13 protein-coding genes are annotated in these 13,943 nt (G+C 60.5%); 9 read left to right on the forward strand and 4 right to left on the reverse strand.

The window, feature by feature from the left end:
- Nucleotides 1-8 precede the first annotated feature (8 nt).
- Entirely contained in the window at nucleotides 9-1,271 is a 1,263-nt protein-coding gene (locus QD461_RS08385) for an NAD(P)/FAD-dependent oxidoreductase (protein ID WP_414087312.1), read from the forward strand.
- A 39-nt stretch (nucleotides 1,272-1,310) separates the two neighbouring features.
- Here QD461_RS08385 and QD461_RS08390 read toward each other — a convergent pair whose 3' ends face one another.
- On the reverse strand, nucleotides 1,311-2,354 hold the full coding sequence (locus QD461_RS08390; RefSeq protein WP_414087313.1) for an NAD(P)-dependent alcohol dehydrogenase: 1,044 nt from the start codon (nucleotides 2,352-2,354) through the stop codon (nucleotides 1,311-1,313).
- A gap of 199 nt (nucleotides 2,355-2,553) precedes the next feature.
- Between QD461_RS08390 and QD461_RS08395 the strand changes: the two genes are divergently transcribed.
- The gene (locus QD461_RS08395; protein ID WP_414087314.1) at nucleotides 2,554-3,465 is read left to right on the forward strand and encodes an AraC family transcriptional regulator N-terminal domain-containing protein; all 912 of its coding nucleotides are present in this window, start codon (nucleotides 2,554-2,556) and stop codon (nucleotides 3,463-3,465) included.
- Nucleotides 3,466-3,484: 19 nt separating this feature from the next.
- Here QD461_RS08395 and QD461_RS08400 read toward each other — a convergent pair whose 3' ends face one another.
- Nucleotides 3,485-3,976, reverse strand: a complete 492-nt coding sequence (locus QD461_RS08400; protein ID WP_414087315.1) for a hypothetical protein — start codon at nucleotides 3,974-3,976, stop codon at nucleotides 3,485-3,487.
- Nucleotides 3,977-4,155: 179 nt separating this feature from the next.
- On the opposite strand from QD461_RS08400, the gene QD461_RS08405 reads away from it, so the two are divergent.
- Nucleotides 4,156-4,806, forward strand: a complete 651-nt coding sequence (locus QD461_RS08405; protein ID WP_414087316.1) for a TetR/AcrR family transcriptional regulator — start codon at nucleotides 4,156-4,158, stop codon at nucleotides 4,804-4,806.
- A gap of 44 nt (nucleotides 4,807-4,850) precedes the next feature.
- Nucleotides 4,851-5,870, forward strand: a complete 1,020-nt coding sequence (gene ilvC / locus QD461_RS08410) for a ketol-acid reductoisomerase (RefSeq protein ID WP_184703884.1) — start codon at nucleotides 4,851-4,853, stop codon at nucleotides 5,868-5,870.
- A 49-nt stretch (nucleotides 5,871-5,919) separates the two neighbouring features.
- On the opposite strand, the gene QD461_RS08415 is transcribed toward ilvC, so the two are convergent.
- On the reverse strand, nucleotides 5,920-6,507 hold the full coding sequence (locus QD461_RS08415; protein WP_414087317.1) for a class I SAM-dependent methyltransferase: 588 nt from the start codon (nucleotides 6,505-6,507) through the stop codon (nucleotides 5,920-5,922).
- Between the two features lie 158 nt (nucleotides 6,508-6,665).
- Here QD461_RS08415 and QD461_RS08420 point away from each other — a divergent pair, with 158 nt between their 5' ends.
- On the forward strand, nucleotides 6,666-7,895 hold the full coding sequence (locus tag QD461_RS08420) for a PLP-dependent aminotransferase family protein (RefSeq protein ID WP_414087318.1): 1,230 nt from the start codon (nucleotides 6,666-6,668) through the stop codon (nucleotides 7,893-7,895).
- A 21-nt stretch (nucleotides 7,896-7,916) separates the two neighbouring features.
- On the opposite strand, the gene QD461_RS08425 is transcribed toward QD461_RS08420, so the two are convergent.
- Nucleotides 7,917-8,975, reverse strand: coding sequence for an aldo/keto reductase (locus QD461_RS08425; protein ID WP_414087319.1), 1,059 nt, complete (start codon nucleotides 8,973-8,975; stop codon nucleotides 7,917-7,919).
- Between the two features lie 174 nt (nucleotides 8,976-9,149).
- On the opposite strand from QD461_RS08425, the gene QD461_RS08430 reads away from it, so the two are divergent.
- The 4 genes from QD461_RS08430 (at nucleotide 9,150) to QD461_RS08445 (ending at nucleotide 13,935) form a co-directional block, all read left to right on the forward strand.
- Nucleotides 9,150-10,130, forward strand: coding sequence for an ABC transporter substrate-binding protein (locus QD461_RS08430; RefSeq protein ID WP_414087320.1), 981 nt, complete (start codon nucleotides 9,150-9,152; stop codon nucleotides 10,128-10,130).
- Nucleotides 10,131-10,147: 17 nt separating this feature from the next.
- The gene (locus QD461_RS08435) at nucleotides 10,148-11,842 is read left to right on the forward strand and encodes an ABC transporter permease (protein WP_414087321.1); all 1,695 of its coding nucleotides are present in this window, start codon (nucleotides 10,148-10,150) and stop codon (nucleotides 11,840-11,842) included.
- Nucleotides 11,830-12,861, forward strand: coding sequence for an ABC transporter ATP-binding protein (locus QD461_RS08440; RefSeq protein ID WP_414087322.1), 1,032 nt, complete (start codon nucleotides 11,830-11,832; stop codon nucleotides 12,859-12,861). Before QD461_RS08435 ends, QD461_RS08440 begins: the two co-directional genes overlap by 13 nt.
- A gap of 78 nt (nucleotides 12,862-12,939) precedes the next feature.
- On the forward strand, nucleotides 12,940-13,935 hold the full coding sequence (locus QD461_RS08445) for an isopenicillin N synthase family dioxygenase (protein WP_414087323.1): 996 nt from the start codon (nucleotides 12,940-12,942) through the stop codon (nucleotides 13,933-13,935).
- Nucleotides 13,936-13,943: the final 8 nt, after the last annotated feature.

The raw sequence follows: 13,943 nt of genomic DNA on the forward strand, positions 1-13,943 counted from the left end.
GTGTTGCCATGCAGGATCATCGTGTTGTCGTTGTCGGGGGCGGTTTCGGCGGAGTGCAGGTCGTCAACGATCTGAAAGGCGCGCCCGTCCGCATAACGATGATCGACCGGCGCAATCACCACCTGTTTCAGCCGCTTCTCTATCAGGTCGCAACGACACTGCTCGCAACATCGGAAATCGCCTGGCCGATCCGCAATTTCTTCGGGGACAGGCCGGAAGTGACGACGTTGCTTGCCGAAGTCGTCGGCGTCGACAGCACAGCGCATGAAGTGCTGTTGAAGAATGGACAGAGGATCCCTTACGACACGCTGGTGCTAGCGACGGGTGCCACTCATGCCTATTTCGGCCATGACGAATGGGAACCGGTGGCGCCGGGATTGAAGACGCTCGAGGATGCCACCACCATCCGCCGCCGCCTGCTGCTGGCCTTCGAGCAGGCGGAGATGGAAACGGATCCTGCTGTCCGGGAGGCGCTCCTGACCTTCGTCATTGTCGGGGCAGGGCCGACAGGTGTCGAACTGGCCGGGATCATCTCGGAACTGGCGCGGACGACCTTGCCGAAGGAATTCCGCAATATCGATACGAGCAAGGCGAAGATCATTCTCGTCGAAGCTGGCCCACGGGTGTTGGCCGCTTTCGCGGAGGATCTTTCCGACTATGCGCGCCGGGAGCTGGAATTGCATGGTGTCGACCTGCGCTTCGGCAAGCCGGTGACGTCGTGCACGGCCGAGGGTGTCACGATCGGCGAGGTTTTCGTCCCGTGCCGCACCATCGTATGGGCGGCCGGCGTAGAGGCGTCGCCAGCAGCAAAATGGCTGGATATTCCCGCGGACCGCGCCGGCCGTGCCCTGGTCGACAAGGATTTGCGGGCACCGGGCAAGGGTGATGTCTTCGTGATCGGGGATACGGCAGCCGTCATGCGCGACGACGGCAGTCCGGTGCCGGGGATCGCTCCAGCCGCCAAGCAGCAGGGAGCCTATGTCGCCAAGGTGATCAAGGCAAAGTTGGCCGGCAAACCCGTTCCTGGGCCGTTCCACTATCGCCATCAAGGCAGCCTTGCGACGATCGGCAAAAGTGCTGCGATCATCGATTTCGGCTGGCTGAAGCTGAGGGGATGGCTCGCCTGGTGGGTGTGGGGGCTTGCCCACATCTACTTCCTGATCGGCGTGCGCTGGCGCATCGCGGTCGCCTGGAGCTGGCTGTGGATCTATATCAGCCGGCAGCACAGCGCCCGGCTGATCACGCAAAGGGAAACCATGCGCGAGGAATAACAAAGAGGCGGCGCCCGCTGCGGACGCCGCCTTCTTTATTTATGCCAGCGAGGCGATATCGATGACGAAGCGGTAGCGGACGTCGCTCTTCAGCACGCGCTCATAGGCTTCGTTGATCTGCTGGATGCTGATCTTCTCGATCTCGGAGACGATATTGTGCTCGCCGCAGAAGTCGAGCATTTCCTGGGTTTCCTTGATCGAGCCGATCATGGAGCCTGAGAGGCTGCGGCGGCCGGGGATCAGCGAGAAGGCATGCACCGGAACCGGATGCTCGGGCGCACCGACGACGACCATACTGCCATCGAACTTCAAGAGGCCGAGATAGGCATTCCAGTCGACGGCGATACCGACCGTCATGATGATGAGGTCGAAGGTGCCGGCGAGCTTCGTGAAGGTCTCGGCATCGCTGGTCGCATAGTAGTGGTCGGCACCGATCTTCAGACCGTCTTCCTTCTTCGACAGCGTCTGGCTGAGAACCGTGACATCGGCACCCATGGCATGGGCCAGCTTGACGCCCATGTGGCCAAGGCCGCCCATGCCGACGATCGCAACCTTCTTGCCGGGACCGGCCTTCCAGTGGCGCAGCGGCGAATAGAGCGTGATACCGGCGCAAAGCAGCGGTGCGCCTGCGTCGAGGGGGATATTATCGGGGAAGGAGAGAACATAACCTTCCTTGACGACGATGCTATCGGAGTAACCGCCATAGGTCGGCGTCTCGCCGTCTGCTTCGACATCGTTGTAGGTCTGAACGACGCCGGGCATGTAGTGCTCGTAGTCCAGGTCGCGCGTGGCGCAGGTCGTGCAGGAATTGACGAAGCAGCCGACGCCGACGCGGTCGCCGACCTTGAACTTGGTGACTTTCGAACCGACCGCGGTCACGACGCCTGCCACTTCATGGCCCGGCACCATCGGGTATCTCGAATTGCCCCATTCGTTGCGGGCCTGGTGGATGTCCGAATGGCAGACGCCGCAATATTGGACGGAGATGACGACATCGTCTTCGTTGGGATCGCGGCGCTCGAAGGTGAACGGAGTAAGCGGCTTGGACGCGTCGGTCGCGGCATAACCCTTTGCGATAGGCATGGGAGATTTCCTTGTTTCTAGGAGAGGTGGGAGTGAAATTGGGATGGCCGACTATGCACTGGGAATAGGCCGAAGCGTTAGAGCGATCCTGCAAGCTTTATGTACGATCCTGCGAATCTAAATACGCGATGGGTCTTTCACGATCGAATGACGTTACCTAGATAAGCCTCGATACCCACTCCAAAACAATCGGTTGCACATGACGCTGCCTTTCAATCCCAATCAGGAACTCGCATCGATCGTTGCACGTTTCGCCACGGGAGATGGGGAGCATCAAACGCCGATCGACAGCCTTCATCTCTATCGGCAGTCGGCTGCAACCGTTTGGCAGCATGGCGCCTACCGACCGTGCTTTGCAATCGTGGTCCAGGGCCGCAAGAGTCTGACGATTGGCGCTGAAACCTACCACTACGGCGTCGGCGAGTATATTTTGACCGCGCTCGATCTTCCCGTATCGACGCAGGTCACCAATGTCGGCAGCGACACGCCGTACCTCTGTTTCGGCATGGCGCTGGATAGCGAGCGGCTGAAGGAGCTGCTGTCGCGCGTCAGCATTCCGCGTCAAGCGGTCACTGCCGAGCCTGTGCGCGGGATCGCAGTCAATGCGGCCTCGCCGGAATTGCTGGATGCTTCGTTGCGGCTGCTCAGGTTGCTTGATCGGCCCGAAGATATTCCGGCCATGGCGCCGTTGATCGAGCAGGAAATCCTCTATCGCCTGCTGACCGGTCCGAATGGTCCCCGGCTGCTGCAGATCGCGATGGCGGAGAGCCAGAGCAACAGGGTGGCGCGTGCGGTCGCCTGGCTTCGCGGCAACTATACGCAGCCGCTGCGCATCGAAGAGCTGGCTGAGCGGGTCGGCATGAGCGTTTCCTCGCTACATCACCATTTCAAGACCGTCACAGCCCTGTCGCCGATGCAGTATCAAAAGCAGCTGCGACTGCATGAAGCGCGGCGGCTGATGATCGTCGAACAGCTCGACGTAGGATCGGCCGGCCATCGTGTCGGCTATCAGAGCCCCTCGCAATTCAGCCGAGAGTACAGCCGTCTCTACGGTCTGCCGCCGCTGAAGGATGTTGAGGCCATGCGCAATAGCGTGGTCGCTGCCGAGTAGGTCCTGGTACTAACGGAAGTTAGCTGATCGGCGCGTTGCAACTGCCGCCATTCCAGGTGTAGCTCGGAGCGGTGTCCTGCGGTCCCCATAGACCCTCGAAACGATGATAGCCCGCATCGAAGCGGATTGTCAGAGATCCCATTCCGTATTTATCGAACCAGCGCAGCGTTCGTATCTTGCCGGGTTTCGTTCCGATTTCCGAGAGAGTGCCGACCGTGGTGTTGCCATCGTCGTTGAAACGGTAAGTCCCTGATAGGTGACCTTCAGCATCGGCCTGGAGCGAGGTTTCGACATCGACCAGCCGGTCGCTGGAGAGAAGCTTGCCGCAATAGTGCCCGGCCGGCCGGGCGAGGGACTTGGACGCTGCGTCTACCGGCACCGGTAGATGATATAGTCCGATTGCAAGGCAAATCCCGACGATTTGAGCGATTGCCCGGCCTTTGCCGTTCTTCAGGCTTCCATCGCGCCGCGCCGGCGACACCTTGTCTGAGGGATTGACTACGGGTTTCATCAGGAAATCTCGCCAGCGATGGAGGGGCCGACATGGTCTATCCGCTGTGTGTTCCTGATGACAAGCGCTCTGCATATTTTTACCGCGGTGCAGCAACGAATTCCGCTTGACGACCGTTTCGCGGTGCTACATAACGTTTCACGAACCGTACCGTACGGTACGCATTTGGGAGTAGCATCGTGCTGAGCGAAGTAGGACAGTCGAGCGAGTTTTCGCCGCGCCAGAACGCCGTTCTGGAACAGGCGCTGCGTCTGCTCGTCGACGGTGGCGAAAAGGCGCTGACGACCTCCGGTGTCGCGCGCGCTGCCAATTGCTCCAAAGAAAGCCTTTACAAGTGGTTCGGCGACCGCGACGGTCTGCTATCGGCGATGATAACCTATCAGGCCAGCAAGGTGCGCACCTTCGAGCGCAATGGCGAACGGTTGAATACCGCAAGCCTGCATGATCATCTCGTGATTTTTGCGCGCGATCTGCTGGAAGTTCTGGCCGGCGATGTTTCTCTTGCGCTGAACCGTCTGGCGATCGGCCAGTCGAACCGCGACGGTTCCAAGCTCGGCAAGCTGCTGCTGGAGCGCGGCCGCCGGCAGATCGACCGCCGCGCCATCGGCCTCATCGATGCCGGCAAGCGGGCAGGGCTGTTACGTTTTACCGATGCCGACGAGGCATATCACACGCTTTACGGGCTCATCGTTTCCGATCTGCATGTACGCATGCTGCTCGGCGAACCCGGTTTGAGGGATTCCAGCAGTCAGGCAGAGAAGGCTATTACTGCCTTCCTCAAGCTCTACGGCACGGAAAAAGTATTGGCGGAAGCAGCGGCGACCGTCTGAGCAGATCCAAATTTACACCAGACAAGCAAAGGGAAGGACAAACAATGCGCGTCTATTACGATCGTGATGCCGATCTCAACCTCATCAAGTCGAAGAAGGTCGCCATCATCGGCTACGGTTCCCAGGGTCGCGCGCACGCGCTGAACCTGAAGGACAGCGGCGCACAGAATGTTGTGATCGCACTGAAGGCCGGCTCGCCGACTGTCAAGAAGGCAGAAGCCGACGGCTTCAAGGTCATGACCGTTGCCGAAGCTGCTGCCTGGGCCGACCTGATGATGATGGCGACTCCGGACGAACTGCAGTCTGACATCTACAAGGCCGATATCGCTCCGAACATCCGCGACGGCGCTGCGATCGCTTTCGCACACGGCCTCAACGTTCACTTCGGCCTCATCGAGCCGAAGGCTTCCGTCGACGTCGTCATGATCGCTCCGAAGGGCCCCGGCCATACGGTTCGCGGCGAATACCAGAAGGGCGGCGGCGTTCCCTGCCTCGTTGCCGTTCATCAGAACGCGTCCGGCAACGCTCTTGAACTCGCTCTTTCCTACGCTTGCGGCGTTGGCGGCGGCCGTTCCGGCATCATCGAAACCAACTTCCGCGAAGAGTGCGAAACCGACCTCTTCGGCGAACAGGTCGTTCTCTGCGGCGGTCTCGTCGAGCTCATCCGCGCTGGTTTTGAAACCCTGGTCGAAGCCGGTTACGCTCCGGAAATGGCCTATTTCGAGTGCCTGCACGAAGTGAAGCTGATCGTCGACCTGATCTATGAAGGCGGCATCGCCAACATGAACTACTCGATCTCGAACACAGCCGAGTGGGGCGAATACGTCACCGGTCCGCGCATCATCACCGAAGAAACCAAGGCTGAGATGAAGCGCGTCCTCAAGGACATCCAGACCGGCAAGTTCACCTCGGACTGGATGCAGGAATATCGCTCCGGCGCTGCCCGCTTCAAGGGCATCCGCCGCCTGAACGATAGCCACCAGATCGAAGAAGTCGGCGCCAAGCTGCGCGGCATGATGCCCTGGATCGGCAAGAACAAGCTGGTCGACAAGTCGGTCAACTAAGCTCTCCGCATTGTCGGAATGGAGGGCCGGGGCGAAAGCTCCGGCCTTTCTATTTTCGGGCCGTCACATAGAGCCATCTTGTCGGCTCGCCGTCGAAGCCGCCACCGTCGGCTTCGGTCATGGCGACGATCCTCCACCCCGCGGTGCTCAGCCTCTCTTCAAGCCATGTGGCGGAAGGATAGTTGTAGTAGCGTCCGAATTTGTCCTGTCCCTCTGCCTCCCCGGCCTTGAAGCTGGCATGGAAGATGCCGCCGGTTTTCAGAGCCTGTAGAATGCGCCTGAAAACATCCGGTAGCGTCGAGCGCGGCACATGTAGGAGGCTAGCCTCTGCCCATATGCCATCGAAAGCGCTGACGGAATCCAAGGTTTCGAAGCGCATGATTCGAACAGGCCTGCCGATGCGCTTTTCGGCTTCCCTGGCGAGTTCGGCAGAGCCGTCCGTGGGCGCGACGTCGAAGCCGCGCGAGAGCATGTAGGCGGCATCCTGGCCAGCGCCGCAACCCAGCTCGAGGATGGATGCGCCAGCGGGCAAAGTGTCGAGGAAGGCATCCAGCCGCTTTCTCGGCAGATTGCGGTCGCGCGCGGCATAGAGGGTCGCGTTGTCGGTGTAGAAAGACGATGTCGGGTCCGTGCTCATGCGTATTGTCGCTCACTTCTCTTTAATGGAGATGCGCAGTGCTATCGGGAAAGATGGCGAATATCCGGCACGGTTGAAACAAATTAGGTCAGCATTGTTGACTTATCTTTTATTGCGTGATCTTGTGCTGGAAAGACCAAAAATTACGAGGAAGCCCCATGTTGAATTGGGAAAATATCTTTGCGACGCGTTCGAGCCGTATGCGCGCCTCCGAAATTCGCGAATTGCTGAAGCTGCTGGAGCGGCCGGATATCATCTCGTTTGCCGGCGGCATTCCCGATCCGGCACTGTTTCCCGATGCCGAGTTCAAGCAGGCTTATGCCGATATATTTTCCGGCCCGACGGTGAACGCAGCGCTGCAATATTCGGTCAGCGAAGGCTACAAGCCGCTGCGCGAATGGCTTGTCGGCCAGATGGGCGCGCTCGGCATCCCCTGCGAGCTGGAAAACGTCTTCATCGTTTCCGGCTCGCAGCAGGGGCTCGACTATCTCGGCAAGCTTTTCCTGTCGCCGAAGGATACGGCGCTGGTGACGGCGCCGACCTATCTCGGTGCACTGCAGGCCTTCAACGCCTACGAGCCGGCCTACGATCAGCTGACGCCGAACGGTAACCGCACGCCCGAATCCTATCGCGCCGCGGCTGCTCAGGCGGGGGGCAGGGTGAAATTCGCCTATCTTTCGGCCGACTTCGCCAACCCGACGGGCGAAACGGTCGATCTGGCCGGTCGCGAGAAGTTGCTCGACCTTGCCGAAGAGCTCGATATCGCCGTCATCGAAGACGCCGCCTATCAATCGCTGCGCTATGACGGCGAGCCGGTTGCGCCGATTCTGGCGCTGGAAATCGCGCGCAAGGGCAGCATCAACGACACGCGGACGATCTATTGCGGCAGCTTCTCCAAGACGCTGGCGCCTGGCCTTCGCGTCGGCTTCGTCGTCGCCAATGCGTCTGTCATCCGCAAGCTTGTCCTGATGAAACAGGCAGCCGACCTGCATTCTTCGACGATCAACCAGATCGCCATCCATCAGGTCGCCGAGCGCGGCTTTGACGCGCAGGTTGCCAAAATTCGCAAGACCTATAGTCATCGCCGCGACTGCATGCTGGCGGCGCTTGCGAAATACATGCCAGAAGGCACGAGCTGGACGAAGCCGGAAGGCGGTATGTTTGTCTGGGTCACCCTGCCGAAGGGTATGGACGGCGCCAAGCTGCTCGCGCGGTCGCTCGAGACAACGAAGGTTGCCTTCGTGCCGGGGCAGGCCTTCTTTGCCGACGGTAGCGGCGCGAACACCTTCCGCGTCAGCTTCTCCTGTGCCAATGAAGAAATGATCGAGGAAGGCATCTCGCGGCTCGGCAAGCTGATTGCGAGCGAGATCGGGGKAATGGCGGCCTAAGCCGCCATTACCGTTTTTTCTCTACTTGGAAAGGTGTGGGTCGATCAGTGAGAGATCGGCCTCGCTCAGCCGGTCGCTGGCCGTATTGCGCTGATGCCAATAGGGGTACATCAGCGGCGGCAGGCTGATGTCATCGAGCCGCTTGCGCTCCTCATCCGTCAGCTTCAACTCGGCACTGGCGAGATTGTCCTTGAACTGAGCCTTGTTGCGGCCGCCGACGATGACCGAGGTCACGCCCTTGCGGCCGATAAGCCAGGCAAGCGCGACCTGCGCTGCCGAAACGCCGCGACCGTCGGCGATCTCCACCAGCGCGTCGACGATATTCCACAGGCGGTTTTCATCGCGGATCGGCGGCTCCGTCCAGCCGACAAACTGGCGCGTGCCCTCCGGCGTTGCCTGGTTACGACGATGCTTACCAGACAGCAGGCCTGCGGCGAGCGGGCTCCAGACGAGGATGCCGAGGCCCTGGTCGATGCTGACAGGCACTAGCTCGTTTTCGGCGTCACGGGCTTCCAGGGTGTAATGGATCTGCTGGCTGACGAAACGTTCGCACTTGTCGCGCTCGCTGACGCCGAGCGCCTTCATGATGTGCCAACCGGAAAAGTTCGAGCAGCCGATGTAGCGGACCTTGCCCTGGCGCACCAATGTGTCGAGCGCCTCCATCGTCTCTTCCAGTGGCGTCTGTCCGTCCCACTCGTGCAGCTGGTAGAGGTCGATGACATCGGTCTTCATGCGCTTCAGGCTTGCTTCGCAGGCCTTTATGAGGTGCAGGCGCGATGAGCCGGCATCGTTGACGCCAGGTCCCATCGAGAAGCGCGCCTTGGTGGCGATGAGGACGCCGTTCTTGCGCGGGCCGCCAATGATCTCGCCGATGATTTCTTCCGATGCTCCCTGCGAATAGACATCGGCCGTGTCGAGCAGGTTGACGCCTGCATCCACGCACATGTCCACAAGCTTCTTCGCCTCTTTGACGCCGAGATCGCCGGTCGCTTTCGCCCAGCCGACGCCGCCGAAGGTCATGGTGCCCATGGTGATGGTGGAAACTTTAAGGCCGGAGCGGCCAAGCAGGCGATATTCCATAGATCTGTCCTCCTCAATCTCAATCTGAAATACGTGCGTCAGGAAATAGTGCTGGATGACGGCGGTCAAGATTCAATCATCATACGAACAGCAAACTATTCAAATTCAACTGTCACAATCATGTTAAGCCGCACGTCTAGAGAACCCTCCTACAACCCAGCCGAGGACGTTTTTATGAAGACCGTTGTTTCCGCCTTTGCCGGCCTGTTGGCCATCGCTCTTTTCTCCGGTAGCGCCAACGCCGCTGATCTCGTCCTCTATACCAGCCAGCCGAATGCCGATGCGCAGGCCACCGTCGATGGCTTCATGGCGGCCAATCCCGGCATCAAGGTCGATTGGGTTCGTGACGGCACACCGCAGATCATTGCCAAGCTGCAGGCTGAAATGCAGGCCGGCGCCCCGGTTGCCGATGTTCTGCTGATCGCCGATACGGTGACGCTCGAGCGTCTGAAGGAAGCCGGCAAGCTGCTCGCCTATAAGTCGCCGGAAGCTGCGAACTACGCCGCCTCGCTTTATGACGCCGACGGCTATTACTACTCTACTAAGCTCATCACGACCGGTATCGTTTATAACACTGCCGCTTCGCTGAAGCCGGCGAGCTGGCAGGATCTGGTCAAGCCGGAAGCCAAGGGCCTCGTCGCCATGCCGAGCCCGCTGGCTTCGGGTGCCGCTCTCATTCACGCGCAGACGTTGGCCGGCGTCGGCAGCCTCGGCTGGGATTACTACAAGAACCTCGCCGAGAACGGCGCGATTGCGTCCGGCGGCAACGGTGCTGTGCTGAAGTCGGTCGCTTCCGGCGAGAAGGCCTATGGTATGATCGTTGACTACATGCCGATCCGCGAGAAGGCCAAGGGCGCTCCGCTGGAGTTCGTCTTCCCGAAGGAAGGCGTTTCGGCCGTCACCGAGCCGGTCGGCATCCTCGCCGGCACGCAGCATGCCGATGCCGCCAAGAAGTTCGTCGACTACGTCCTCTCGGAAAAGGGTCAGGAAGGCTTCCTCAAGCTCGGCTATATTCCGGCCCGCAACGGCACGCCGCTGCCGGAGGGCTTCCCGGCACGTGACAGCATCAAGGTTTTGCCGTTGAATGCAGCTGATGCGCTCAAGAACACGGATCAGGATCTGAAGACCTTCTCCACCTACTTCAAGTCGAAATGATCCGGCCCGGATTTTAAATGTACTCACATGTGCGTAGGGGAAACAGCCAGCCGGCCTGGCTGTTTCCTTTTGTTGTTGCCGTCGTGCTTTTGCTCAGCGTCCTGCCGCTGGCGCGGCTGGCGCTTGCGGGCATCGAGGCGCTGCTACGAGGCGGCACCTATGAGCTGATCACCGATCCGGCTCTCTGGCGCTCGGCCTGGTACACGATCGAGACGGCCGTGCTCGGCACCATCGTTTCCGTCTTGCTTGGCTGCCTCTTTGCATTCCTGCTGACTCTGACGGACCTGTCTGGCAGGGGGCTGCTCGGCTTCCTCTTCGTGTTGCCGATGATGATCCCGCCGCAAGTGACGGCGCTTGCCTGGGTGCAGATGTCCGGGCCGGCCAGCCCCTTGCTGAAAGCGTTGCACATTGCGCCGCCGCTCGGCTCACCGCAGCCACTCTATTCGGTTGGCGGCATTGCGCTGCTCTACGGTGTTCAACACGCGCCGCTGGTCTATCTCGCTCTGCGTGCCGGCCTGATGGCGCTACCGCGCGATGGTGTCGAGGCCGCAAGGCTTTCCGGCGCGTCCGGCCTGCGTGTCTTCAGGGATATTATTCTGCCCTTGTCACTGCCCGGCGTCATTGCCGGAGCTGCGATCGCCTTCGTCTCCTCGATCGGCAATTTCGGCATACCCGCGATCCTCGGTATACCCGCCTCGATTTATACGCTTTCGACCCTGATCTTCACGAAGTTCTCCAGTTTCGGGCCGCGCACCTTCGGCGATATCGCTGTGCTGTCGACGATGATCGCCGTCATTGCCGTTGCCGGTCTTGCCGTGCAGGGCAGGGCTTTGAAGGGCCGCGATTATCGCGTCATCGGCATTTCCGGAGCGACGGCTGCCTTTTCGCTTGGCCGCTGGGGCTTTCTTGCCCTGCCGGTGCTTTACGCCATCCTGTTCGTTATGCTTGTGGCTCCCTTTCTGGCGCTCGTCGCAGGCGCGCTGGTGCCGGCCTATGGCGTGCCGCTTACCTTCAAGACGGCATCGCTGCACGCATTCACCGAAATCCTGTTCCGGCAGAGCATAACGCGCACGGCCTTTTCCAATTCGCTGTTCCTTGCCGGCATGACGTCACTGGGTCTCCTTTTGGTGACAGTGCTCGCGGCCTATGCGCTGACGCGGCGTAAGGACGCACTCAGCCGCATCGTCGGCGGCATGATCGAGATCCCTTATTCACTTCCGGGCATTATCATCGCCGTTTGCTTCATTCTGGTGTTTGCAGCGCCGCTACCGATCCTCAACGTCACGCTTTACGGGACGATCTGGATCATCCTGCTTGCCTATTTCTCCGCCTATTTCGCCGTCAGCCTGAAGCCGGTCATGAGCGCCTTTCTGCAGCTCGATCCGGCGCTGGAAGAGGCAGCGCGGCTTTCCGGGGCAGGGTTCTTCAGACGCTTGACCGACATCATCGTGCCGTTAGTCGCGCCGGCGGCGGGCGCCTCGGTGATCCTCGTTTTCCTGATTGCCTGCAACGAGCTCACCGTTTCGGCGCTGCTCTGGTCGGCCGGTACGCAGACGCTCGGCGTCGTCATCTACAATCTCGACGATGGCGGCAGCGCCGATCTAGCCTCGGCAATGTCGGTCATCGTCATTGCCATGGTCGTCATCATGATGGTGCTTTTGGAAATCATGGCCAAGCGCCTGCCGAAGGGAGTTGTGCCTTGGCGAAGCTGATCCTCAATCACATCAGCAAGGATTTCAGCACGGGCGGTCGCGCGGCCGTCAATGCTTTGTCGCTCGATGTCCGCGAGGGCGGTTTCCTGGCGCTGCTCGGCCCCTCCGGCTGCGGCAAGACGACTGTGCTCAGAATGATAGCCGGCTTCGAACAGCCCACGGATGGCTCCATTCACCTCGGCGAGCGGCTGCTGGCGGATGCGGCGAACATGTTGCCGCCGGAGCGGCGCAATATGGCGATGGTGTTTCAATCCTACGCGCTCTGGCCGCATATGAACGTTGCCGACAATGTCGGTTATCCCTTGAAGGTGCGTGGCATCTCCGGCGAGCGCTACCGCGAGAAAGTGCGTGAGGCTCTGACGACCGTGCGACTTGGCGACTATGCCGAACGCAGGCCCGCCGACCTTTCAGGTGGTCAACGTCAGCGCGTCGCTCTTGCTCGCTGCCTGGTGACATCGCCTGACGTCGTACTACTGGACGAGCCGCTGGCGAACCTCGATCGCCACCTGAAGAAGGAGATGGAGGAGACCTTCCGCGAGTTCCACCAGCGCTCAGGCGCCACCATGGTCTATGTCACCCACGACCAGAGCGAGGCGATGGCGCTTGCCACTGACGTTGCCGTCATGTCCGAAGGACGGCTCCTGCAGGTGGCGCCGCCGGCGGAAATCTATGCACGCCCCGAAGGCAAAATGGTCGGAGAGCTTGTCGGGCAGGGCGCTATTCTCTCGCTCGGCCTTCCTGGTGGTGGGCTGCGTCGCATCGACTGGCCTTCCTTCCGGGGCTTGTGGGACAACCGGGCGGACGGCTCGGAGAGTGCAGATATTCTGGTGCGGCCCGAAGATGTGGTTGCCGATGCGGCAGGCATTTGCTGCCGGGTGGTTTCCGTTCTCTATGAGGGCGAGCGCTATGCGCTGAGGCTATCAATGCCGGATGGGCAGGCGCTGCGCGCCTATAGCCGCGAGCCGGTTACCGCGGGCGACGACTATCCGGTTGCTATTCGCTCTGCATGGCGGCTTTGAGTGGACAGGGGACAAGATGGTTGTTCCCTGCCTCCTCCTATGATTGATTTGCTTCGACGTCACGAATGGGAGTCGCGTATGTCCGATCATAGTTTTCCGATTTTCGATCTCTGTACCTTCGAGGCTGCCGACCATAACGAGAAACAACGGCTCGGCGCGGAAGTGGATCGGATATGCCGCTCGACCGGCTTCCTGGCAATTGCCAACCACGGCGTCACCGACGCCGTTATCGGCCAGGTTTGGAAGAAGACGCAGGCGTTTTTCGATCTGCCGCCCGAGACGAAACAGCGCGCCAAGACGCTCTATCCGGGCTATCCTTATGGCTATCTCGGGCCCGGCACCGAGGCGCTCGCAAAATCGCGCAATGTCGACACGCCGCCGGACCTGAAGGAGAGCTTCAACGGTGGCCCGCTTTCCGTTCCCGCAGGCATGAGCGACCCTGACGCGCTCGGCTTCTGCTATGCCGCCACCATCTGGCCGGATGGGCTTGATGGATTCGTCGAGGCATGGAAGGCCTATTACGGGGCGATGGAGGATCTGGCGGCGCGTATCATGCGGGTATTCGCAACCGCGCTCGGCCTCGATGAGCGCTTCTTCGATTCCTATGTCGATGCGCCGATCAGCGCGCTGAGAGCACTGAATTATCCGGAGCAGCACGTGCCGCCGCAACCCGGCCAGCTTCGTGCCGGCGCGCATACCGATTATGGCAGTCTGACGATTTTGTTGCCGCAGCCGGGCTCGAAGGGGCTTGAGATCATCGCGCCCGATGGCAATTGGACGCCGGTGCCGCTGGTGGAGGGCGCCTTCGTCATCAATATCGGCGACTTGATGGCGCTCTGGACCAATGATCGCTGGGTTTCTACGGTGCATCGCGTCGTCAATCCGCCGCCGGAAGAGGGTGGCATGCAGCGGCGGCAGTCGCTTGCCTTCTTCCACCAGCCGAACTGGTTTGCCGAGATTGCCTGCCTGCCCTCATGCCTGAAGGAAGGGGAAGAGCCGAAATACGCGCCTGTTCTTTCCGGCCCGTATCTGATGGGCAAGTTCAAGTCGACCGTTACAGCCAAAGCCGGCTGATGTGAAGT

The organism is Rhizobium sp. BR 314, from assembly GCF_047445805.1.
Classification (GTDB): domain Bacteria; phylum Pseudomonadota; class Alphaproteobacteria; order Rhizobiales; family Rhizobiaceae; genus Rhizobium; species Rhizobium lusitanum_B.